The sequence below is a fragment of the Chryseobacterium sp. genome (assembly GCF_019236175.1).
Taxonomy (GTDB): domain Bacteria; phylum Bacteroidota; class Bacteroidia; order Flavobacteriales; family Weeksellaceae; genus Chryseobacterium.
Map to the genome: position 1 here is coordinate 134,943 of NZ_JAFAJM010000003.1, position 20,568 is coordinate 155,510.

Below are 20,568 nucleotides of genomic sequence, written 5' to 3' on the forward strand. Positions count from 1 at the left end.
AATTTTGAAGAAAGATTTTAAACACTGAAATCTTCAAAAAAAATGTTCAATAATTAAAAAAACTTAAAAATGGAAAGAACAGAGATCGTTTTAGAAGGAAGAAAAGGAGAAGTTCAGCTGTTTTCAGATGATCATAAAGCCGGAAAAATGGATATTTCAGTTATCGGAAATAAATTAACCGTATACCACACTGAAGTGAATCCTGAATACGAAGGAAGAGGCTTTGCTAAAATTTTACTGGAAAGACTGGTTTCTTATGCAAGAGAAAATAATCTTAAAATAGTACCACTGTGTCCATATGTTCATAGCCAGTTTAAACGTCATCCTGAAGAATACAATGATGTGTGGATGAAAGAAGGTCTGTAAGCATATGGGAGATGAGGTAAGCAGGATAAACCTTCGGGATCTCAGAACAATTCAATGGCCCTTTATGATCTCTCACACTTTTTTGGTGCTTTCATTTTTACAGACCACCAGGCAATTTTTAATTTTTTAAATTTCAATTTTCAACGCTATGAAACTTATCACAGGATTACATCACGTGACAGCTATTACCGGAAATGCTCAGGAAAATATAGATTTTTATACGGGTGTTTTAGGGCTTCGCCTGGTAAAAAAAACGGTTAATTTTGATTATTCAGATGTCTATCACTTTTATTTCGGAGACGAATACGGAACCCCGGGAACCATTATGACAACTTTTCCTTATGGTAAAGATCTGATTAACGGAAGACATGGAAAAGGAATGCTGAATACAACCGCTTTTTCAGTCTCAATAGGCGCTCTGGATTATTGGATGAATCGTCTGGACCAGTTCAATATACATTACAAACAGCCACAGCAGAGATTCTCGGAAGAAGTTTTTATCTATCTTGAAGATTTTGACGGACTGGGGTTAGAACTTGTTTTTAATGAGAAAGATGACCGTAAAGGATATGCTAACGGATATATCCCTAAAGATTATGCCTTAAAAGGAATCCATCACGTAGAAATCTGGCAGGATGCTTATGAAAGAACAGCTGCTTTACTGACGACTAAAATGGATCATCAGATAATTGTTGAAAGTCCCGGCAGATTGAGATTAGGTACGGAAAATGCACCCGGAAAATATGTAGACCTGCTTTCTATGCCTAATGCTTTGAAAGGACTGGCGGGAAGAGGAACTGTTCATCATGTGGCTTTTGCCACTCCGGATGCCCAGTCACAGCTTGAAATGATGGAAAGGCTCAATGCATTCGGCCTGGAGCATACTGAAGTAAAAGACCGGAAATATTTTACCTCGGTATATTTCAAAGAACCCGGAGGGGTATTGTTTGAAATTGCCACTTCAGGTCCCGGATTCGATGTGGATGAGGAACAGGCCTTTTTAGGCGAAGATCTGCAGTTGCCCCAACAGTTTGAAGAACAGAGAGAACGTCTCATTGAGGTTCTTCCGAAAATCAATTATCCAACAGAAAAATACAGATAGAAAATGAGTCATAGTACAGATATAAAAACAGCAGGCCGTCCGCTTGATCAGGCAGAAAAAGCGTTGATCATGATTCACGGCCGCGGAGGAAGTGCTCATGATATTCTGAGCCTCGCCCAACATTTACATGTAACGGATTATGCATTGCTGGCTCCGCAAGCCTCCAATTACACCTGGTATCCGTATTCGTTCATGGCTCCGGTGAACCAGAATGAACCATGGCTCTCTTCAGCGTTGGAAAAAGTGGGCGAAACCGTAAAAACAGCGACAGATGCAGGAATCGCTCCTGAAAATATATACTTCTTCGGATTTTCCCAGGGCGCTTGCCTTACCGTTGAATTTCTGGCCCGGAATGCACAACGGTTTGGCGGAGCCGCCGCGATTATCGGCGGTGTGATTGGTGAAAAAATAAACCGCGAAAATTATAAAGGTGATTTTGCCGGAACTCCGGTCTTTTTAGGAACAAGTAACCCTGATTTCCATGTTCCTGTTGAAAGAGTATATGCAACGGCTAATATTTTAAGAGAGATGAATGCTGAAGTGACAGAGAAAGTATATGCCAATTTCGGACACTCCATTAATCAGGAGGAAATTGAACTGGCCAATTCTGTTATATTTAAATAAAAATTAACAGGAAAATGCAGTATTCAGGTTACTGCTAAAGTGAAGATTCCCGCGGAATGACAAGGTATACGGATTGATAAAGCCTGTATTTTGTCATTCCGTAGAAATCCAGACCTCTGTTTCCCTGTTTTTCAACCCAACAATCAACCCAACCTATGCATGAAAAACTACTTTTAATACTGGGGCTGCTGCTTATTGTCATGATGCTGGTGATGCTTGCACAAAGAATCAGAATTGCCTATCCTATTTTTTTGGTTCTGGCGGGATTAGGAATCAGTATGATTCCCGGAGTTCCTGTTTTAAAGCTGGATCCGGAGATTATATTTTTAATTTTTTTACCCCCTCTTTTGTATGAAGCCGCCTGGTATACTTCATGGAATGATTTCTGGAAATGGAAAAGACCGGTCAGCCTGCTGGCTTTCGGACTAGTGTTTCTGACTTCATTGGTGGTAGCTTATACTGCACAGATACTGATTCCCGGTTTTACACTGGCATTGGGATTTTTACTCGGAGGTATTGTTTCTCCGCCGGATGCTGTAGCAGCTACAACAGTACTGAAAGGTCTAAAAGTTCCCAAGCGCACCATTGCAATTCTGGAAGGTGAAAGCCTGATTAACGATGCTTCATCACTGATTGTTTTCAGATTTGCTCTGGCGGCTGTCATTACCGGCACTTTTTCCATGCAAGAAGCTACGGGACAGTTTTTTCTTGTTGCAGGAATGGGAATTGTAGTGGGAATTATCGGAGCCCATATATTTTATGCCATTCACCGGTTTCTGCCGACGACTCCCGCTATTGATGCTGCGATTACAGTAATTACCCCTTATATTCTGTTTCTTTCGGCAGAACATTTTCATTTTTCAGGAGTAATGGCGGTGGTAAGCGGAGGCTTATTTATGTCTTTCCGTGCGCATGAGATTTTTAAAACCGGAACAACGAGGATCAATATGACCGGAGTCTGGAATACCCTGATTTTTGTGATGAACGCTTTGGTTTTTGTATTAATAGGACTTGAGCTGCCGGAGATTATCAATGGTTTGGGAGAAACTTCTTTAGCGGATGGAATTAAATATGGTTTAATTATCAGTCTTATCGTCATTATCGTACGTCTTTTATGGATTTATCCGGTGGCTCATCTTCCGAGATGGCTGAGTGAAAAAGCCCGCCGTGATCCAAGTCCGGGCTGGAAAAACCCTTTGATTATCGGATGGGCAGGAATGAGAGGTGTTGTTTCTCTGGCGACCGCGTTATCGATTCCTGTGATGATGAATGATCAGGCTCAGTTTCCAATGCGGAATCTGATTATTTTTATCACATTTATCGTTATTTTTGTGACCCTGGTGTTCCAGGGACTTACTTTGCCTCTGATTATAAAATTAACCAAAATCGGAGAGATTGATGATATTCTTCCTTCTCACGAACAACAGGCAGGAATACAGATGAGGCTTGATCAGCTGGCAGTGAATAAACTCGATAAGGAATATAAAAAAACAGTGAACGACAATAGTCTTGTAGGAAACTTCAGGAAAGGTTTGCAGCAAGATATACAGCTTCATCAGAATCATTTGAGTTCCATTGAAATGTGTAATGACAGACAGCATGATATGAAGATATTTCATAAAATTGTGCTTGAGATTATTGCGCTCCAGAGAAAAGAGCTGTTTAAAATGAAACGTGAAAAACAGTTTAGTGATGATGAGATCAGGAAAGCTGAATCCCAACTGGACCTGAATGAATTGAAAATAACGGGAAACAAACATTTATAACGAATTGAAAATTGTTGCCGGTCTGAAACTTAATCATCAACTTTGAACTCTAAACTCTCAACTGCCCGCTTTAAAATTTGAAACTTAAACCCAAACCCAATGAAAACATTACATTTTTTGGTGATCGGAAAGAATCAGGAAATTCTGGAGGTCTTAAAAAGAATTATAGAAAATAACGAAGGATGGACTGCTGAAATTCAAAGCGATGAAAACTTCTGTTATGAATATATCAAAAATAATAAAGTAGATATTGTCCTTCTAAGTTCCGGGCTGGAAGATGATTTTGAGCGTGATATAAAGGTATTTTGTGCAGATTTGGATACCGATGTTAAAGTGATCGACCACTACGGAGGAGGAAGTGGACTTTTGAAGAATGAAGTTTACAGTCTTTTTCCTAATTTGCGGGAGTAAACTTTAATCTATGTTTGAAAATATCATCAAAAACATTGAACGATTTATCACGATATCTCCTGAGGAAAAACAATTTTTTACAGATTTACTGGTCTGTGAGACTTTCCCCAAGAAAACGGTTTTGTTGAGAGAAGGAGAAATCTGCCAGTTTGAAGGGTATATTCATAAAGGATGTCTGCGGATGTACTGTCTGGATGATAACGGTACCGAGGTCACGATACTCTTTGCTATCGAAGACTGGTGGATCAGTGACATCGCCTCTTTTCAGGAGCAAAAGCCTTCTAAAGTATATATTGAAACATTGGAGGATTCTGAAATCTATATGCTGAATCCGGCGACGAAAGAACAATTGTTACAGGAGTTTCCTAAATTTGAAAGAGTGTTCAGACTTTTGATTCAGCGAAATCTGGTAACCCTTCAAAGCCGTTTGGTAGATACAATTTCAAAAACGGCTTCAGACCGGTATCTTGAGTTTATAAAAGTATATCCTTCCATTCCTCAGAGAGTGGCTCAGTATTATATAGCTTCATATCTGGGAGTTTCCAAAGAATTTGTAAGTACCATCAGAAAGCGTCTTGCTTCGAAAGAGAAGTAAACTTCCGTGAGGGGTACGGTTAATCCGAAAATATATCATACCGGATACTATTTTAGTATCTGGCATTTTTTTTTGCTGTCAGGTCATTTATTAAACTAGTTAAATGTCCGGGCACTTTGGTTTGTCTACATTTGTCTTATCAAAAATGAATAAATAACAATTTGATATGGACAGAAAGGATTTTTTAAAGAAAGGTTTATTGGGAACAGGAATGTTTGTAACATCAGCATCTCTTGCTAATTCAATGAAAAATGAGATTGATGAGATCGAGCCTCTGGAGCCGATCGGATACAATCATTTGCCCAATACAGATTCAAAGATTAAAGAAAACTCTGTACTCCACAAAGCTGATTCAAGAGGGAAAGCAGATCATGGTTGGCTGTTGAGTAATCATACGTTCAGTTTTGCCAACTATTATAACCCTGAAAGAATGCATTTCGGAGTGCTGAGAGTTTTGAACGATGATAAAGTAGAGGCCGGGAGAGGCTTCGGAACCCATCCGCACGACAATATGGAAATTATCAGTATTCCTCTGGAAGGCGATCTTGAACATAAAGACAACATGGGAAATACTGCCATTATTAAAAGTGGAGATATTCAGGTAATGAGTGCGGGAACAGGAATCATGCACAGTGAATTCAATAAAAATAATGATCAGTTGGTGAAATTTCTTCAGATCTGGGTATACCCTAAAAAAAGAAATGTGACTCCAAGATATGATCAGATCACTTTAGATACAACAAAAAGTCATAATGCATTCCAGCAGATTCTTTCGCCGAATGCAGATGATGAAGGGGTCTGGATTCATCAGGATGCATGGTTTCATCTGGGAACTTTTGAAAAGGATACGGAAAAGAACTATCAGATCAGAAAGAAAGGAAACGGAGTCTATGTTTTCATGATTAAAGGAAGTGCAGAAATTGGCGAACAAATACTGGAAGCGCGAGACGGGTTCGGAGTATGGAATACTCAGGAATTGCCCATCAAAATACTTAAAGACGATACGGAAATTCTTCTTATGGAAGTTCCGATGACTATGTAAAATAACAATATCATGAAAAATTCGGTAAACAAAATAATGATAGCAGCTGTATTAGTGTTTTCAAACCTGATATTGGCACAGACTACAAGCGTAGGAACATCAAAAAACTGGGGTTCCGTAGATGGGATTTCCATGATAGGTTTGGTTCAGGGACCTTCTTCAGCAGACGCTCAACTTCAGGTGGCCTGTGTTTTTGAATATACCGAGGGAGATATTTTTAAAGCTCCGGCTTTACCTGCGAACCTCAATGGTTTAGTTCATCTGGACGAAGCCTTAAAAGGAGAGCTTACCAATATCAGAAAATCAGGACAGTTTCAGGGACATTCTTTGGAAACTCTATTGATTACACCACCTGCAGGATCCATTTCGGCAAAAAAATTACTGCTGATCGGTTTAGGAAACAGGGCTGCGTTTACGCCCGATCTGATGACATCGGTAGGTGAGGTGGCCGCCCGTGAAGTCATGAGGCTCGGACTTACAGATTTTGCTTTTGCCAGCGATCTGAAAGATGCGGGAATAGATTCTCCCACCGCTTTAATCGCAGGAAATATAGTAAAAGGGATTGTACACGCCAGCCGTGCTGAAAATTATCTGAAAGAACACCAATTATCAAATACCAGAAAACTGGAAAAAGTATATCTGCTTGCCGGTCCTTCCTTCTTTGAAACTGCAGGTGAGGGAATTTCCGATGCTATTGCAGAAGTGAAAAATAAATAATGAACTTAGTTTCATTAGTATTGTTGATTCAGCCTCCTTTTTATAAGGAGGCTTTTTGAATTTTCACTCAGAGTTTTTGAAAATAGTGTAAGTGTAAGTTTTGCAGGCTTTAACATTTCAGGTTCAGTCATCATTCTTAACTAAATTTGAAAAGTCAAAAAAAATCCCGATTTTTGCCTTCTTCAATAAACCCGAGTTCATGAAATTATGTATTGCCGAAAAACCGAGTGTAGCCAGAGATATCGCCAAAGTATTAGGTGCTACCACGCCTAAACAAGGCTATATGGAAGGAAACGGCTATTGTGTGACATGGACGTTCGGGCACCTTTGTACGCTGAAAGAACCTCATGATTACGGTCCGCAATACAAATCCTGGAATTTATTTCTGCTGCCTATTATTCCCAGCAGTTTCGGGATCAAGCTGATTCCGAATAAAGGAGTGGAAAACCAGTTTAAGGTCATCGAGCGGTTAGTGGAAGAATGTGATGAGGTCATTAATTGCGGGGATGCCGGTCAGGAAGGAGAGCTGATCCAGCGCTGGGTGTTGCAGAAAGCAAAATGTAACAAACCCATTCAGCGTTTATGGATTTCATCCCTGACGGAAGAAGCAATTAAAGAAGGATTCGACAGTCTGAAACCTGCAGAAGATTATAAAAACCTTTATCTTGCCGGAAATGCAAGAGCGATCGGAGACTGGTTGCTGGGAATCAATGCAACGAGACTTTTCACCAAGAAATTCGGTGGCAATAAAGCAGTGCTTTCCATCGGAAGAGTACAGACACCTACACTGGCCATGCTGGTTCAGCGTCAGAAAGAAATTGATGCCTTTACTACCGAAGAATACTGGGAACTAAAAACCAAATATCGTGATGTTATTTTCAATGCAGCGATTGACCGTCTGAAAACCCTGGAACGCGCTGAAAAAGGATTGGAATACCTTAAAGTAAATCCATTTGAAATTGTTTCTTTCGAAATTAAAGAAGGGAAAGAAAAGAATCCAAGACTGTTCGATTTAACGGGATTACAGGTAGAAGCCAATAAAAAATACGGATATTCTGCAGAAAATACACTGAACTATGTTCAGAGTCTTTATGAAAAGAAGCATGTAACCTATCCACGTGTTGATACTACCTATTTATCAGACAGTTTATATCCAAAAATAGAGGGGATTCTAAAAAAAATGTATCCCTATCAGGAATTGATTGCTCCTTTACTGGAAGCTCCGATTCCAAAGTCAAAAGCAGTATTTGATGATACTAAAGTTACCGATCACCATGCGATTATTCCTACGGAAGTTCCTCCTTCCCAGAATCTGAGCAGGGAAGAAAAACTGATCTATGACCTGATTGCAAAACGTTTCATTGCTGTTTTCTATCCGGAATGTAAAATTTCAAATACTTTGGTGGAAGGTAAAGTAGGAACTATTCCTTTCAAAACCAGTGGAAGACAAGTCCTGGAACCAGGATGGAGAGCGGTTTATGCCAAAGAACCTAAGGAAGAAACCACGGATAAAGATAAGGAGAAAGAAAAAGAAGAGGAACAAACTATTCCTGAATTTACCGTAGGTGAAACCGGGCCACACGATCCTATGATTCACCAAGGGAAAACTACTCCTCCAAAACCTTACACGGAAGCCACCTTGCTGAGAGCAATGGAAACTGCCGGAAAACAGGTGGAAGACGAAGAATTACGTGAAATGTTGAAAAACAACGGGATTGGAAGACCTTCTACCCGGGCAAACATCATTGAAACACTTTTTAAAAGAAAGTACATTGAAAAGAAGCGAAAAAATCTGATTGCTACCCAAACCGGAATTCAGCTTATCGATACCATTGAAGACGAACTTTTAAAGAGTCCGGAACTTACGGGTGAATGGGAATCAAAACTTCGTAAGATTGAAAAAGGTGAATATGAAGCCAATCATTTTAAAGAAGAACTGATCCAGATGGTAACAGAACTTACCGAGAAAGTCGTCTACGGAAAAGGAAAAGTCATTACCCTGCAGGAAGAAGAGAAGGAAGTGGTGAAAGAAAAGAAGAAGAGGGAGCCGGCTCAGAAAAAGGAACTTCAGTCCTGGGAAGAAACAAAATGTCCGAAATGTAAAGAACACAATCTGATCAAAGGGAAAACGGCAGTCGGCTGTTCTGATTTTAAGAACTGCGGATTTAAAATCAGCTTTGAAATCTTCGGAAAGAAACTTTCGGATAAGCAGTTGATGGATCTTGTCTTAAAAGGAAAAACTTCAAAGCTGAAAGGGTTTAGTACACATCCCGAAGGTTTGACAGAAGGTGTGCTCTCTTTACCTGATGATTTCCAGGTACAGCTTGCTTAAGAAGTTAATGAATAAAAGCAGATAATCTTTAAAGCATAAATAACCCTACACTTTGTAAGTTTCCCCAATATTTCAACGGAAAAAGAATAATGTCCTTCCCTCGGAAGGGTGAATTCAAAAGTTATAAAATTTTTTGAAGACAGGGGTAATCTGACATTCATGGTCTATTAAGAGTAGAGAATACAGGATTCAAATCCGTAACCTTTTGACTGCCAGTCAAACGCGTTATCTTAAAAAGCAATATTCAGAATCCTAAAATATTAATTTATAGTGAACTTTTTCGGAGATTTCCCTGTAATCTGCGTAAATTTTCTGTAAAAATATTCCAGTGTATTAAACCCGGATTCAAAGCAGATGTTTTTAATTCCAATTTCCGGATTGCTGATCAATAACTGTTTAGCATGCTCTATTCTCAACTGAATAATATATTCTACAGGAGTACAATTATAGGAATGTTTAAACTTTTTAAACAGATTGGCTTCACTCATTCCGGCTAGTGAGGACAGCTTTTTAATAGTAATGGGCTCTCTGTAGTTTTGTTTGATAAAATGAACCACTTCCTGAAGTCCGTTTTGGATAGTCTCTGTTTTATCAGATTGGAACAGGATATGTTTTGCATTGGTTTTCATCAGCTCATAAATGAGTTCCTTAAGGCTTAGGCTTAAAAGAAAATCAGATGTTCTGTACCGGTTTTCATCTATTCTTCTGTTATAAAGATTCGTTAAGCTTCTCCATAGCGATTCATCCGAACTGATGAATTTTTTCACCGTATTTTCCTTCATCATAATGCCCGTTCTGTCCCAGTCGGGATGCCAGTTTTCGATTACTTCCGAGAAAACATGGTCAATATATTCCTGTTCTATGTTCAGGACCAGGCATTTGGTGGGCTCATGAAAATCAGGATGGATGTCGATACTGAGATCTTTATTACAGGGTGGGATAAATACACTTCTTTCTTTAAATTCAAAGCTTTCCTCTTCATTTCGGATGATTTTGTTTCCACTCAGCATGAGCGTGATCACAGGTTTTTCAAAAAAGAAAGGGAAATCATGACAAACCACATTGGTTTCAAACACATTCAGTTCACCAAAAGGAATGCTGAAAACAGTTCTTTCTTCGATTTTTTCCATGATATGCAAGAGTTTAGGTTAAAAAAAATAGAGAATAAGTAAATAATTTATACCATGTTTTCGTCATTTTCGAATTACGTAAAATACAAAATAATTTGAAACATGGAAAATACATCATTTGTGGGAGAAGCTCCCGCTGTCAATACTCCCTTTGTATCCCTGAATCCCTCTACTTTAGAGGTTATTGGAGAGGTAACCGATACTTCCCGGGAGGAGATCGATATAAAAATTAAAAAAGCAAAAAAAGCCCAAAAACTGTGGTCGGCCAGACCGGATGCTGAAAGAAAAGAAATTATATTAAAAGTAGCAGAGGCTTTGGAAAAGAACTCTCAATATCTTGCTGAATGGATTACGAAGGAACAGGGAAAACCGCTGAACGGTCCGGGAGCCCATTTTGAAATGCAGGGTTGTGTAGGCTGGACTCAGGTTCCGGCATCACTGGATTTACCCGAAGAGATTGTGTTTGAGGATGAGACAAGAAAAGACATTTTATACAGAAATCCGATTGGTGTAGTGGCGGCTATTGCTCCGTGGAACTGGCCTCTTATGATTGCAGTCTGGCAGATTATTCCCTCTCTGAGAATGGGAAATACTGTGATTATCAAGCCTTCGGAATATACCACATATTGCAGTCTGGAAATGATAAAGGTAATCAATACCGTACTTCCGGAAGATGTTCTGCAGGTCATAACGGGAAGAGGAGAAGTAGGAAGCTACCTGACAGGGCATCCCGATATCGGAAAAATTATGTTTACCGGTTCCATTGCCACAGGTAAGAAAGTGATTGAAGCGTCAGCCGGTAATATGGCCCGTTTAACCTTAGAATGCGGAGGAAATGACGCCGGAATTATTGTACCGGGTCTTGATATCGCCAAACATATCGAGAGTATTTTCTGGGGAGCCTTCCTGAATATGGGACAAACCTGTGCCTGCTTAAAAAGGCTGTACGTTCACGAAGATGATTATGAAAATGTAGTCGCTGCTCTGGCCGAATACTCTTCCCATATTCCGATGGGTAACGGAGCTGACGGAGGTGTTGTTCTTGGGCCAATACAGAATAAAATGCAGTACGATAAAATTCAGGAGCTGATCCGCGATGCCGAAAATACAGGGGCTGATTTTGTATTTAAAGGTCAGAAACCTGATCTGGAAGGATATTTTATTCCTGTAACGCTTGTGGGGAACGTGGATAACGGAGACCGGATCGTAGATGAAGAACAGTTCGGGCCTGTGCTGCCCATTATTCAGTATAAAACACTGGAAGAAGCCGTTGAGAAGGCCAACGCTTCAGAAAACGGACTGGGAGCTTCGGTATGGAGCGATGATCTTGATAAGGCTCAGAAGGTGGCATCACAGCTGGAAGCAGGAACAGTCTGGATCAATCAGCATGGAGCGATCCATCCTTTTGTGCCTTTTGGAGGAGCAAAACAATCCGGCTACGGAGTAGAATTCGGAATGGAAGGACTGAAAGCCGTTACCGTTCCTAAAGTGATCAGTATTAAAAAATAAAAATCAAATCAGAACTTATGAAATACGATTTTATAGTGATAGGATCCGGCTCAGCGGGAGCTGTCATCGCCAACAGATTAACAGAAAATGAAAATATACGTGTACTTGTTCTGGAAGCAGGTCCTGATGACAAAGTAGCAGAAGTACAGGAACAGGTGGGCTGGCCTGCCATATGGAATACGGAAAGAGACTGGGCATATCATACGGTTGCTCAGGATGCCGCCGGAGGAAATACCAGATACTGGCCACGTGGAAAAACACTTGGAGGGTCCAGTTCTATCAACGGGATGATCTATATCAGAGGGCATCAGCAGGATTACGACAGCTGGGCGTATAAAGGATGTACGGGCTGGGACTGGGAAAGTGTTTTACCCTATTTTAAAAAGTCTGAAACGCATGAAGATGGCGAAGATCATATTCATGGAGGAAACGGGCCGCTTTATGTAAGCCGGATCAAACATCCTAATGCCATTTCACTAAGCGCTATTGAAGCGTGTAAAGAAATGGGATACCCTTTGACTGATGATTTCAATAAGGAAATCTGGGGGGCAGGACTTAATCATCTTAGCGTCGGGAAAGACGGTAAAAGATGTTCCACAGCAAAGGCATTTCTGGATACAGCAGAATCACGCGGCAATTTAGATATTCAGACAGATGCTCTGGCTCAAAAACTTTTATTTGAAGGAGATCAGTGTGTAGGCGTTCAGTATAGAAAAAATGGCGAACTTCAGGAAGCAAGGGCAGAAAAAGAAGTCATTGTTGCATGCGGAACGATAGAATCTGCAAAGCTCCTTATGCTTTCGGGAATCGGTGACAGAGAAGAACTGGAGTCGGTAGGCATTACTGTGATCCGTGATTTGATAGGTGTAGGGAAAAACCTTCAGGATCATTTGCTGGCCAGCGTTATTTTTAAAGCCAAAAAAGAGATTCCTGCTCCGGAAGCCAATCTGCTGGAAGCCCAATTATTCTGGAAAAGTAAAAAGGAAATGGTTTTTCCGGATCTTCAGCCTTTGTTCATGGGGATTCCTTACTATAGTCCGGGATTTACGGGACCTGAAAATGCCTTTACTTTCTGTGCCGGATTTATCAGACCTGCAAGCAGAGGATATATTAAACTGATCTCTTCTGATCCTTCTGATGCTCCGGAAATCAATCCAAGGTATCTTTCTGAGGAATCTGATCTGGAAGCTCTTTACAAGTGCGTTGAGATCTGCCGTGAAATGGGAAGAACGGAAGCTATGAAAGAATGGAATGACGGCGAAATATATCCCGGAGAGGGAAAAACAAAAGAAGAGGTGATGGATTATATCAGGAAATCCTGTTCCACTTATCATCATATGACCGGAACCTGTAAAATGGGAACAGACAGCTCCTCCGTTGTGGATCCGAGATTAAAAGTTTACGGACTTAAAGGTCTGAGAGTAGCGGATGCTTCCGTAATGCCGGATGTGGTTTCCGGAAATACGAATGCTCCTACTATTATGATTGGAGAAAAAGCAGCCGATATGATTAAAGAAGATCACGGGCTGATCACGCAATATTCATCAGAAAAATTATTGTTAGTTTAAAATAGAGTTTGAAAACTCAGAAAAAGCCGTCTCACTCGTGTGAAGATGGCTTTTTTTATGACTTTTTAAAAAAATATAGTGGAGATACAACATCATAGGTCTTACCTTTGGGTAAAAATAAAATTTATGACCCCTGAAAAAAGAAAATTAATTACAGACAGTTTTAGCCGCTCAGAGACTCTGAAGTTTTACAGAGCAGAACTCCTGGAAGTAGAAACAGATTTTATTTCTATGAAAATCCCGAAAATGGAAATCATGACCCGAAAAGCAGGCATGTTCAACGGCGCGATGATTGCTTCGCTGGTGGATGTTTCATCCGGATACGCCGCTGTGAGCCATTATGAAGAAGACTGTTATGTAGTGACCATAGAACTGAAGGTGAATTATTTAAGACCTGCAATGGGGGATTTCCTGGTTTCAAAGTCATATGTAATCAAAGGCGGTGCTAAAATCAGTGTCATAAGAACTGAAATTTATGTTCAGCATGAAAATTCCGATTCAGAAAGCCACGTAGCTACTTCATTGGTAACCATGATGAAAATAAAATAGAAAATTAGGGGAATAAATGGGTGGTATATTCCTTCAATAAAGAGTTTTTACGAAATTTTTTCGTCGGAATGGAATGGCTTTTGCTCCGTACCACCCATAAACATTAAAAAATATCTCTATGAATTTAATTATCCGATTGTTTGTAACAGCGATAGTTGCTTATCTCTTAACTAAAATTTTACCGGGAGTACATTTTGAAGGGTTTTCTTCGGCAATTATTTTTGCTATTGTACTGGGGGTTTTAAACATATTTGTGAAGCCTGTTCTCAGTTTATTCGGGCTTCCGCTCACCATTATTACATTAGGTTTCTTTGCATTGGTTATTAATGCAGGAATCATTATGATTGCAGACTATTTTATAGACAGCATGGTAGTGGATGGTTTCTGGTGGGCATTTATCTTCAGTATTCTGTTGTCAATTGTCACTTCTCTGGCGAATTCAATGTTCTCAGATGGTAATTAATGGATTATCATACCTTTTAAAAAAGTCCGTCGGTATATTGCTGACGGACTTTTTTTTCACAGGATTCGGAATGTATTTTAAGGAAGGGATATGAGGCATGGATGTGTGAAGAGCCGGAGTTTAAGCAGGTGTATAGACAGGAATTCTGATCAATGAAAATGAATAGATCTGTTGATTTATCATTTATACCTTTTATTTTTTATTTAAAACACGAACTTTTTGTTAATTATCTCGGTCATTTTTATTTTAAATATTAACTTTGGCAATCTTTGAATGTAATGAAAGGATTTAATGAAATCAATATGGTTTTGCAGATCCGCTAAAAAATGAATATCAACATATGAAACTTAAGTACAGCCTGCTGGCTCTGGCAGCTCCGCTTTTAATGAATGCACAACAATTAATGACGCCTGAAATTCTTTGGACTTTGAAAAAAGTAGGAGTACAGGCTGTTTCACCAGATCAGGCTTCTGTTATCTATAAAGTAGGACAGGTAGATCTGAAAACAGAAAAAACAAAAAATGAGAACTACTTTCTGAATGTTCTTAACCACCAGTCTTCTAAAATTGATTTCGGTAAAAAATCCCTTATCCAATGGGATAAAAACGGAATTTATGCTCAGGAAGGAGATAAAATATATCTTTCAAAAGATGCAGGAAAAACCTGGTCAGAATTTTATACCATTGGTGAAGTTGACAATATTGTCATTTCTCCAGACGGTAAAAAGATTGCTTTCAGCAAACAGGTATTGGTAGAGAAAGTAATGGGGAAAGATAAATTCACAGATACGCCTAAAACAACAGCTCAGGTATATACAGATCTGAATCACAGACACTGGGATTATTTCAATGAAGGAAAATACAACCATGTGTTTGTAGTGAATATTTCCGAAAAAACAGAATCAGCAAAAGATCTGTTAGAAGGAAAAGCATGGGATTCTCCTCAAAGACCTTTCGGTGGTGCTGAAGATTTTATCTGGAGCCCGGACTCTGCACAGCTTTTGTATGTTACAAAACCCAAAAGCGGTAAAGAGTATTCTACAAGTACCAATACTGATATTTTTGCTTATGATCTGGCTTCAGGAACTACTAAAAATTTAACGGAATCCAATAAAGGCTACGATGTTAATCCTAAGTTCAGTCCGGATGGAAAATCATTGATCTGGCAAAGTATGGCCAGAGATGGCTATGAAGCTGATAAAAATGATGTAAAAATCCTGGATTGGAAATCGGGAAAAACAACCAATCTTACTGCAGGATGGGATGACAGCGTTTCAGGAGATGTTCTTTGGGGAGCAGATTCAAAAACAATTTATTTCACGGCTGCTTACAGAGGAACAAAACAGCTTTTCTCACTGGACTCAAAATCAGCAAAAGTACAGCAGATTACAAAGGGTAATTTTGATGTTAACGAAATCTTTACAGACAATAAAACTTCCCTTTTAGTTGGAAGAACCGATGTAAACCATGCTACGGAGATTTTTTCCGTTAACCTTAAGGACGGAGAAATGAAGCCGGTGACTGAAGCAAACAAAGATGCTTACGCTAAGCTGGCTCAGGGAAAATCTGAACTTAAAATGGTAAAAACTTCGGATGGTAAAGAAATGGGAGTATGGTTCCATTATCCACCCAACTTTGATCCGAATAAAAAATATCCGACACTTGTATACTGTCAGGGAGGACCACAATCTGCACTGACGCAATATTTCAGTGTGAGATGGAACTTCGCTTTAATGACAGCAAACGATTATATCGTAGTGGCTCCCAACAGAAGAGGAATGCCGGGTTGGGGAACAAAATGGAATGAAGATATTTCAAGAGACTGGGGCGGACAGCCAATGAGAGATTATCTGGCAGCAACAGACTACGCGAAAACTTTACCTTATGTAGACGGCGACAGAGTGGCCGCAGTAGGGGCAAGCTATGGTGGTTATAGTGTATTTATGCTGGCTGGGATTCATGAAAACAGATTCAAAACGTTCATTGCTCACGATGGATTATTTGACATGAAATCATGGTATCTTACTACTGAAGAACTCTGGTTTGCCAACTGGGACTTAGGTTCTCCCTGGGAAAAGCCACTTCCAAAAGCATATACAGAATTCAATCCAAGCAATTTTGTCGACAAATGGAATAAGCCCATCATGATCGTTCAGGGAGGAATTGATTTCCGTGTACCTTACGAGCAGGGACAGGAAGCTTTCCAGGCTGCAAAATTAAGGGGATTAAAATCTAAACTGGTGTATTTCCCGAACGAAAATCACTGGGTACTCCATCCGCAAAACGGATTGGTGTGGCAGAGAGAATTCTTCGACTGGCTGAAAGAAACATTGTAAATCAATATAAAAATAGTAATAAAAGCGGGCTTTAGCCCGCTTTTTTCATTATAAAAAAACAATGGCTTTAGCCAAAATGTATATATTTGAATATGCAAAATCGTATTTCCTCATTTCCGCCACTGATTGATTTCCGGTCTGAAATTCTGATTTTAGGCTCAATTCCGGGAGTGAAATCACTGGAAAAGCAACAGTATTACGCTCATCCTCAGAACAAATTCTGGCGCATTATTTTTGAGCTGCTTCAGGAAGAATTTACTGAAGATTATACACAGAGAATCAAAATAATAAAGAAGCATCACATGGCACTTTGGGATGTTATTGATTCATGCGAAAGAAAAGGAAGTCTGGATTCGGAAATTAAAAACGAAGAAGCCAATCAAATAGAAGAATTGCTGCAAAAGCATCCAAATATCAAAGCCATTTTCTGTAACGGAGGCAAATCATATAAGAGTTTACAGAAACTTCTGGGAAAAAATTACAGGATACCGGTTATTTTACTGCCTTCCACAAGCCCGCTTCATACCGTTTCATTTGAAAAAAAACTTGAAGAATGGAAGAAAATTCTGGAATTTCTGGGCAGAGAATAATTCTAAAATACAGATTCCCGCAGAATGCTCTATCAATCCGTAGATTTTATCATGCTGCGGGAATTTAAAGGTTAGAAATTATGTATTCCCAGATACAGTCTAAGCCCTTTCAGTAATTCTAGCTGGTTTTTAGTCCGGTCCAAATTATGCTCAGGATATTTTGTAGAATAATAGACACTTCCATTCAGATAATCCGTTAAAAAACGAAGTTCCTGAATATAAACGGCAACTTGCGCGGCATAATCAAGATTCCCTGATTCTTCCGGAGTCAGTTTTTCTTTCAGATGGAATAAGAACCCTTCTTTTACAGCCTTATACATTTCAGGATTGAAATTGTTTGTGGCACTGCCGTCATCTTCACAGGTGGCGTTGGTATAAGACTGAACCATTGTTCCGAAATCATATAAAATCGTAGAAATCATTATGGTATCCAGATCGATTACAGCCAGTGGATGATGATGATGATCAAAGAGTATGTTACTGATTTTTACATCTGCATGGATGATCCTTTTGGGAATCTGATTACTTTTTTCCATTTCGATCCATTGGTCAGGTAAGTCCAGCAGCTCGTTGGTGATTTCTATTTCAGTTTTTGCATTTTCTCTTAAATGAGGCGCTGCATTTTTTAGCGAGTTTTTATAATCTGTAATTCTTTTTTCAAAATTGAGGAAGCCCGGAAGGGTATCTTCAAGAGCAGGTAGTTTTTCAGTATTTACCGTAGCAAGAAAATAACTGAATGTTTTAGCCGCTTCAAAAGCTGTCTGTACAGACGGAGCAGTAAGAAAGGTAACACTGTTTTCTACAAAACTCAGCATACGCCATGGCTCACCATTGGCGTCTTTTATCAAAAGCTGGTTAGTAAGAGAGGGGATAGGCTCTATAATTTGAAAATGATAATTATTTGATCTGAGGAGTTCATTAATTATTAGATGATTATGGATGATCATCTCCGGATGCCTGAAAACCGTCTGATTGATTTTCTGAAGGATATATTTTTTCTGTTGCTCCGGATCTTCCAGAAGATAAGTAGTATTGATTAATCCGTCATTGATGGGAGTGAGGGAGTATTGCCGGGAGCCGATAAATTGAGTTATAATAGCTTTTAAATCCATAAATCTTCCGGATATCTGTTTTTCTGAATTTCTGAGATAAGAAAATTCTTAATTGTTTTTTTATCGTCTGCATAGGTTACACCCATCCATTGTGAAGGAGAAGACTTTACCATTACTTTTACTTTATGTTCATCAATCATTCTCTGGATAGCTGAAGGAATATAAAACTCCTGAGAAGGTAAAGGACCGGACTCTATAAAGTCATAGAAATAAGCCTCCAGAGAACAGAAAAGAGTAGGGTAAAAAATAAAGAAGTTCATAGATACCAAAGTATCCGGATCTATTTTTATATTTTTCCCGTTTTCAGTATAGATGATAGACTCGTTGATTTTTTGAATAGAAGTTTGTTCTTCCACACTGATCAGGAAATTTTCAGTATCCAGTGTACATATTCCTCTGGCTACGCTTCCGTTTCCGCTTAATGTAGTTCTTACCGGATAGGCAGCCATACCAAACTGCAGCGCCGAAATATGGTGGTGATTGATTTCATGAGCAGCCAGCTGAAAGGCTTCTTTTCCATAAAAATCATCAGCATTGATCATAACAAAAGGTTCCTGTATCGCATATTTGGCACAAAGAACAGCATGAGCGGTTCCCCAGGGTTTTTCACGTTCAAAATAATCAAAACCTCCGACAGGGATGCTGTTCATTTCCTGATAAATCCACTGTAACTCAAATTCTTTTTTTTGTGCAATCGCATTAAGACGTTCAATATAACTTTGAGGAATCAGTCTATTAACAATCACAACCACTTTATGAAATCCTGCTTCCAGCGCATCATAAATAGAATACTCCAGAATCGGAGATCCGTTATCGAGTATTCCGTCGATCTGCTTGAGACCTTTATAACGACTTCCTAATCCTCCTGCCAGTATAAGTAATGATTTTCTAGAACTCATCGGTCATTCCAAATACAGGTTTACGGGTTTTCCATTTTCCGTTGGTAAAATCAGGAATATCAACAACCTGACCGCCTTTGGCAATAGACTCTTCACTCAGCGGGGTAATTGAATACCATAGAGCCAGATCATAAACATCCATCGGAAATTCTATATTTCGTTTGATACATTCAATAAACGTATTCATCACAAAGAAATCCATTCCGCCATGTCCTGCTCCGGCAGCTGTACTTTCAAATTTTTTCCATATCGGATGGTCGTATTCCTTCATCCATTTTTCCGTATTGTCCCATCGGTGGGTATGATTCATTGTTTTCTCAAAATAGATATGTCCCTGATTAAAATCTCCCCATCCGAAATCCTGCCATAAGCCTTCGGTTCCCTGGACTCTGAATCCTAAATCGTAGGGTCTTTGTAAGCTGGTATCATGGGTTAATAATATAGTTTCACCATTTGCGCAGGCAATCTGGGTGGTGACTATATCTCCCTGATTGAACTTTACTTTTGCGTTGGGATGATTTTCCCCACCTTTAGCATGCTCCACAATATATTTATGAAGTCCTACAGATTTTGATGAGAATGAAGAAAGTCTTGTTAAACGGTTTCCACGGTTGATGTCCATCATCATGGCAACCGGACCTAATCCGTGGGTAGGATAAAGTTCTCCATTGCGTTTGACATAATGTTCAGTCCGCCATTTTGCTTCACTGAACCCTTTTTCACCAAATTCAACTCCTGAATTGTAAGGAGTAACCCCGTCATTGAATAAGACTCCTCTTAAATCATGCTGGTAACCGCCTCTTCCATGCACCAGTTCTCCGAACATTCCTTTACGCACCATATTCAGGATGGCCATAATATCTCTTCGGTAACAGACGTTTTCCATCATGAAAATAGGAACTTTAGTTTCCTCATATACCTTTACAAACTCCCAGCAGTCCTGAAGCTTTATGGCTCCGGAAACTTCCATTCCCACAATCTTTTTAGCACGCATCGCTTCCACTCCCTGAGGCAGATGCCATTCCCACGGACTTGCAATGACAACCGCATCTATGTTTTTTGACTGTAAAAGATTTCTATAGTCGTATTCACCGTTTGAAAACTCCTGAGCAGCCGGTTTATTATTGTCTTTTAGTATTTTTTGTGAAGCAGAAAGCATTCTTTTATCAGGATCAGCAAAAGCTATTATTTCCACATCACTGCGTTTTGCAAGTAATTTTACATGTTCCTGTCCGCGAAGTCCCACGCCGATAAAACCAACACGGACTTTCTTATCTGTTTTAAAATCATTTGAATACGCAAATAAAGAATTCGGTAAAACCAATGCTCCGAAACTTGCTAAAGCTGCTGTTTTAATAAAGCTTCTGCGGGAAGTGCTATTATCCATCTATTTTTTTTCTAAATATATTAAAACTTTTGTAAATCACGATGGAGTGGGAAAGGAGAGTAGGGATTTAG

Annotated in this window: 19 protein-coding genes; 15 read left to right on the forward strand and 4 right to left on the reverse strand. The window is 39.4% G+C overall.

From position 1 onward, the window contains the following. Positions 1 to 69 precede the first annotated feature (69 nt). The 9 genes from JO178_RS02090 (at position 70) to JO178_RS02130 (ending at position 8,955) form a co-directional block, all read left to right on the forward strand. A complete protein-coding gene (locus tag JO178_RS02090; RefSeq protein WP_291930934.1) occupies positions 70 to 366 on the forward strand; it encodes a GNAT family N-acetyltransferase in 297 nt (98 codons plus the stop codon). Between the two features lie 148 nt (positions 367 to 514). Beyond that, positions 515 to 1,468 (forward strand): VOC family protein, encoded by a 954-nt coding sequence (locus JO178_RS02095; protein WP_291930936.1) that lies wholly within the window; start codon positions 515 to 517, stop codon positions 1,466 to 1,468. A 3-nt stretch (positions 1,469 to 1,471) separates the two neighbouring features. Beyond that, complete coding sequence (locus JO178_RS02100; RefSeq protein ID WP_291930938.1) at positions 1,472 to 2,092, forward strand: dienelactone hydrolase family protein; 621 nt, start codon at positions 1,472 to 1,474, stop codon at positions 2,090 to 2,092. Between the two features lie 155 nt (positions 2,093 to 2,247). Further along, the gene (locus JO178_RS02105; RefSeq protein ID WP_291930940.1) at positions 2,248 to 3,858 is read left to right on the forward strand and encodes a Na+/H+ antiporter; all 1,611 of its coding nucleotides are present in this window, start codon (positions 2,248 to 2,250) and stop codon (positions 3,856 to 3,858) included. A gap of 99 nt (positions 3,859 to 3,957) precedes the next feature. Continuing rightward, the gene (locus JO178_RS02110) at positions 3,958 to 4,269 is read left to right on the forward strand and encodes a hypothetical protein (RefSeq protein ID WP_291930941.1); all 312 of its coding nucleotides are present in this window, start codon (positions 3,958 to 3,960) and stop codon (positions 4,267 to 4,269) included. Between the two features lie 10 nt (positions 4,270 to 4,279). Next, positions 4,280 to 4,864 carry a Crp/Fnr family transcriptional regulator gene (locus tag JO178_RS02115; protein ID WP_291930944.1) on the forward strand — a complete coding sequence of 195 codons (585 nt, stop codon included), beginning with the start codon at positions 4,280 to 4,282 and terminating at the stop codon, positions 4,862 to 4,864. A gap of 166 nt (positions 4,865 to 5,030) precedes the next feature. Then, positions 5,031 to 5,906 carry a pirin family protein gene (locus JO178_RS02120; protein ID WP_291930945.1) on the forward strand — a complete coding sequence of 292 codons (876 nt, stop codon included), beginning with the start codon at positions 5,031 to 5,033 and terminating at the stop codon, positions 5,904 to 5,906. Between the two features lie 12 nt (positions 5,907 to 5,918). Continuing rightward, complete coding sequence (locus JO178_RS02125) at positions 5,919 to 6,623, forward strand: M17 family peptidase N-terminal domain-containing protein (RefSeq protein WP_291930948.1); 705 nt, start codon at positions 5,919 to 5,921, stop codon at positions 6,621 to 6,623. A 199-nt stretch (positions 6,624 to 6,822) separates the two neighbouring features. After that, positions 6,823 to 8,955, forward strand: a complete 2,133-nt coding sequence (locus JO178_RS02130; protein WP_291930950.1) for a type IA DNA topoisomerase — start codon at positions 6,823 to 6,825, stop codon at positions 8,953 to 8,955. Between the two features lie 260 nt (positions 8,956 to 9,215). On the opposite strand, the gene JO178_RS02135 is transcribed toward JO178_RS02130, so the two are convergent. Continuing rightward, positions 9,216 to 10,085 (reverse strand): AraC family transcriptional regulator, encoded by an 870-nt coding sequence (locus JO178_RS02135; RefSeq protein ID WP_291930952.1) that lies wholly within the window; start codon positions 10,083 to 10,085, stop codon positions 9,216 to 9,218. 102 nt (positions 10,086 to 10,187) lie between these two features. Between JO178_RS02135 and JO178_RS02140 the strand changes: the two genes are divergently transcribed. From JO178_RS02140 to JO178_RS02165, 6 genes are all read left to right on the forward strand, one after another. After that, positions 10,188 to 11,594: an aldehyde dehydrogenase family protein gene (locus tag JO178_RS02140; protein ID WP_291930954.1), complete on the forward strand. Its 1,407-nt coding sequence runs from the start codon at positions 10,188 to 10,190 to the stop codon at positions 11,592 to 11,594. A 17-nt stretch (positions 11,595 to 11,611) separates the two neighbouring features. Next, the gene (locus tag JO178_RS02145) at positions 11,612 to 13,162 is read left to right on the forward strand and encodes a GMC family oxidoreductase N-terminal domain-containing protein (RefSeq protein ID WP_291930956.1); all 1,551 of its coding nucleotides are present in this window, start codon (positions 11,612 to 11,614) and stop codon (positions 13,160 to 13,162) included. A gap of 126 nt (positions 13,163 to 13,288) precedes the next feature. Then, positions 13,289 to 13,711 carry a PaaI family thioesterase gene (locus JO178_RS02150; RefSeq protein ID WP_291930958.1) on the forward strand — a complete coding sequence of 141 codons (423 nt, stop codon included), beginning with the start codon at positions 13,289 to 13,291 and terminating at the stop codon, positions 13,709 to 13,711. Between the two features lie 118 nt (positions 13,712 to 13,829). Beyond that, positions 13,830 to 14,174 (forward strand): phage holin family protein, encoded by a 345-nt coding sequence (locus JO178_RS02155; RefSeq protein ID WP_291930960.1) that lies wholly within the window; start codon positions 13,830 to 13,832, stop codon positions 14,172 to 14,174. A 340-nt stretch (positions 14,175 to 14,514) separates the two neighbouring features. Beyond that, entirely contained in the window at positions 14,515 to 16,509 is a 1,995-nt protein-coding gene (locus tag JO178_RS02160; RefSeq protein WP_291930962.1) for a S9 family peptidase, read from the forward strand. Positions 16,510 to 16,601: 92 nt separating this feature from the next. After that, on the forward strand, positions 16,602 to 17,099 hold the full coding sequence (locus JO178_RS02165; protein WP_291930964.1) for a DNA-deoxyinosine glycosylase: 498 nt from the start codon (positions 16,602 to 16,604) through the stop codon (positions 17,097 to 17,099). A gap of 71 nt (positions 17,100 to 17,170) precedes the next feature. On the opposite strand, the gene JO178_RS02170 is transcribed toward JO178_RS02165, so the two are convergent. From JO178_RS02170 to JO178_RS02180, 3 genes are read right to left on the reverse strand one after another with little or no spacing between them, the layout of a single operon-like run. Then, the gene (locus JO178_RS02170; RefSeq protein ID WP_291930966.1) at positions 17,171 to 18,211 is read right to left on the reverse strand and encodes an aminoglycoside phosphotransferase family protein; all 1,041 of its coding nucleotides are present in this window, start codon (positions 18,209 to 18,211) and stop codon (positions 17,171 to 17,173) included. Further along, positions 18,202 to 19,110, reverse strand: a complete 909-nt coding sequence (locus tag JO178_RS02175; RefSeq protein ID WP_291930968.1) for a sugar phosphate nucleotidyltransferase — start codon at positions 19,108 to 19,110, stop codon at positions 18,202 to 18,204. The genes JO178_RS02170 and JO178_RS02175 overlap by 10 nt, the downstream gene beginning before the upstream one ends. Then, entirely contained in the window at positions 19,100 to 20,497 is a 1,398-nt protein-coding gene (locus JO178_RS02180; protein ID WP_291930970.1) for a Gfo/Idh/MocA family oxidoreductase, read from the reverse strand. The genes JO178_RS02175 and JO178_RS02180 overlap by 11 nt, the downstream gene beginning before the upstream one ends. Positions 20,498 to 20,568: the final 71 nt, after the last annotated feature.

Coding starts and splice junctions, on each gene's coding strand:
- JO178_RS02105 (WP_291930940.1), top strand. CDS start 2,248: ATGCATGAAAAACTACTTTTAATACTGGGGCTGCTGCTTATTGTCATG.
- JO178_RS02125 (WP_291930948.1), top strand. CDS start 5,919: ATGAAAAATTCGGTAAACAAAATAATGATAGCAGCTGTATTAGTGTTT.
- JO178_RS02120 (WP_291930945.1), top strand. CDS start 5,031: ATGGACAGAAAGGATTTTTTAAAGAAAGGTTTATTGGGAACAGGAATG.
- JO178_RS02135 (WP_291930952.1), bottom strand. CDS start 10,085: ATGGAAAAAATCGAAGAAAGAACTGTTTTCAGCATTCCTTTTGGTGAA.
- JO178_RS02140 (WP_291930954.1), top strand. CDS start 10,188: ATGGAAAATACATCATTTGTGGGAGAAGCTCCCGCTGTCAATACTCCC.
- JO178_RS02155 (WP_291930960.1), top strand. CDS start 13,830: ATGAATTTAATTATCCGATTGTTTGTAACAGCGATAGTTGCTTATCTC.
- JO178_RS02180 (WP_291930970.1), bottom strand. CDS start 20,497: ATGGATAATAGCACTTCCCGCAGAAGCTTTATTAAAACAGCAGCTTTA.
- JO178_RS02145 (WP_291930956.1), top strand. CDS start 11,612: ATGAAATACGATTTTATAGTGATAGGATCCGGCTCAGCGGGAGCTGTC.
- JO178_RS02130 (WP_291930950.1), top strand. CDS start 6,823: ATGAAATTATGTATTGCCGAAAAACCGAGTGTAGCCAGAGATATCGCC.
- JO178_RS02110 (WP_291930941.1), top strand. CDS start 3,958: ATGAAAACATTACATTTTTTGGTGATCGGAAAGAATCAGGAAATTCTG.
- JO178_RS02100 (WP_291930938.1), top strand. CDS start 1,472: ATGAGTCATAGTACAGATATAAAAACAGCAGGCCGTCCGCTTGATCAG.
- JO178_RS02115 (WP_291930944.1), top strand. CDS start 4,280: ATGTTTGAAAATATCATCAAAAACATTGAACGATTTATCACGATATCT.
- JO178_RS02095 (WP_291930936.1), top strand. CDS start 515: ATGAAACTTATCACAGGATTACATCACGTGACAGCTATTACCGGAAAT.
- JO178_RS02160 (WP_291930962.1), top strand. CDS start 14,515: ATGAAACTTAAGTACAGCCTGCTGGCTCTGGCAGCTCCGCTTTTAATG.
- JO178_RS02090 (WP_291930934.1), top strand. CDS start 70: ATGGAAAGAACAGAGATCGTTTTAGAAGGAAGAAAAGGAGAAGTTCAG.
- JO178_RS02150 (WP_291930958.1), top strand. CDS start 13,289: ATGACCCCTGAAAAAAGAAAATTAATTACAGACAGTTTTAGCCGCTCA.
- JO178_RS02175 (WP_291930968.1), bottom strand. CDS start 19,110: ATGAGTTCTAGAAAATCATTACTTATACTGGCAGGAGGATTAGGAAGT.
- JO178_RS02170 (WP_291930966.1), bottom strand. CDS start 18,211: ATGGATTTAAAAGCTATTATAACTCAATTTATCGGCTCCCGGCAATAC.
- JO178_RS02165 (WP_291930964.1), top strand. CDS start 16,602: ATGCAAAATCGTATTTCCTCATTTCCGCCACTGATTGATTTCCGGTCT.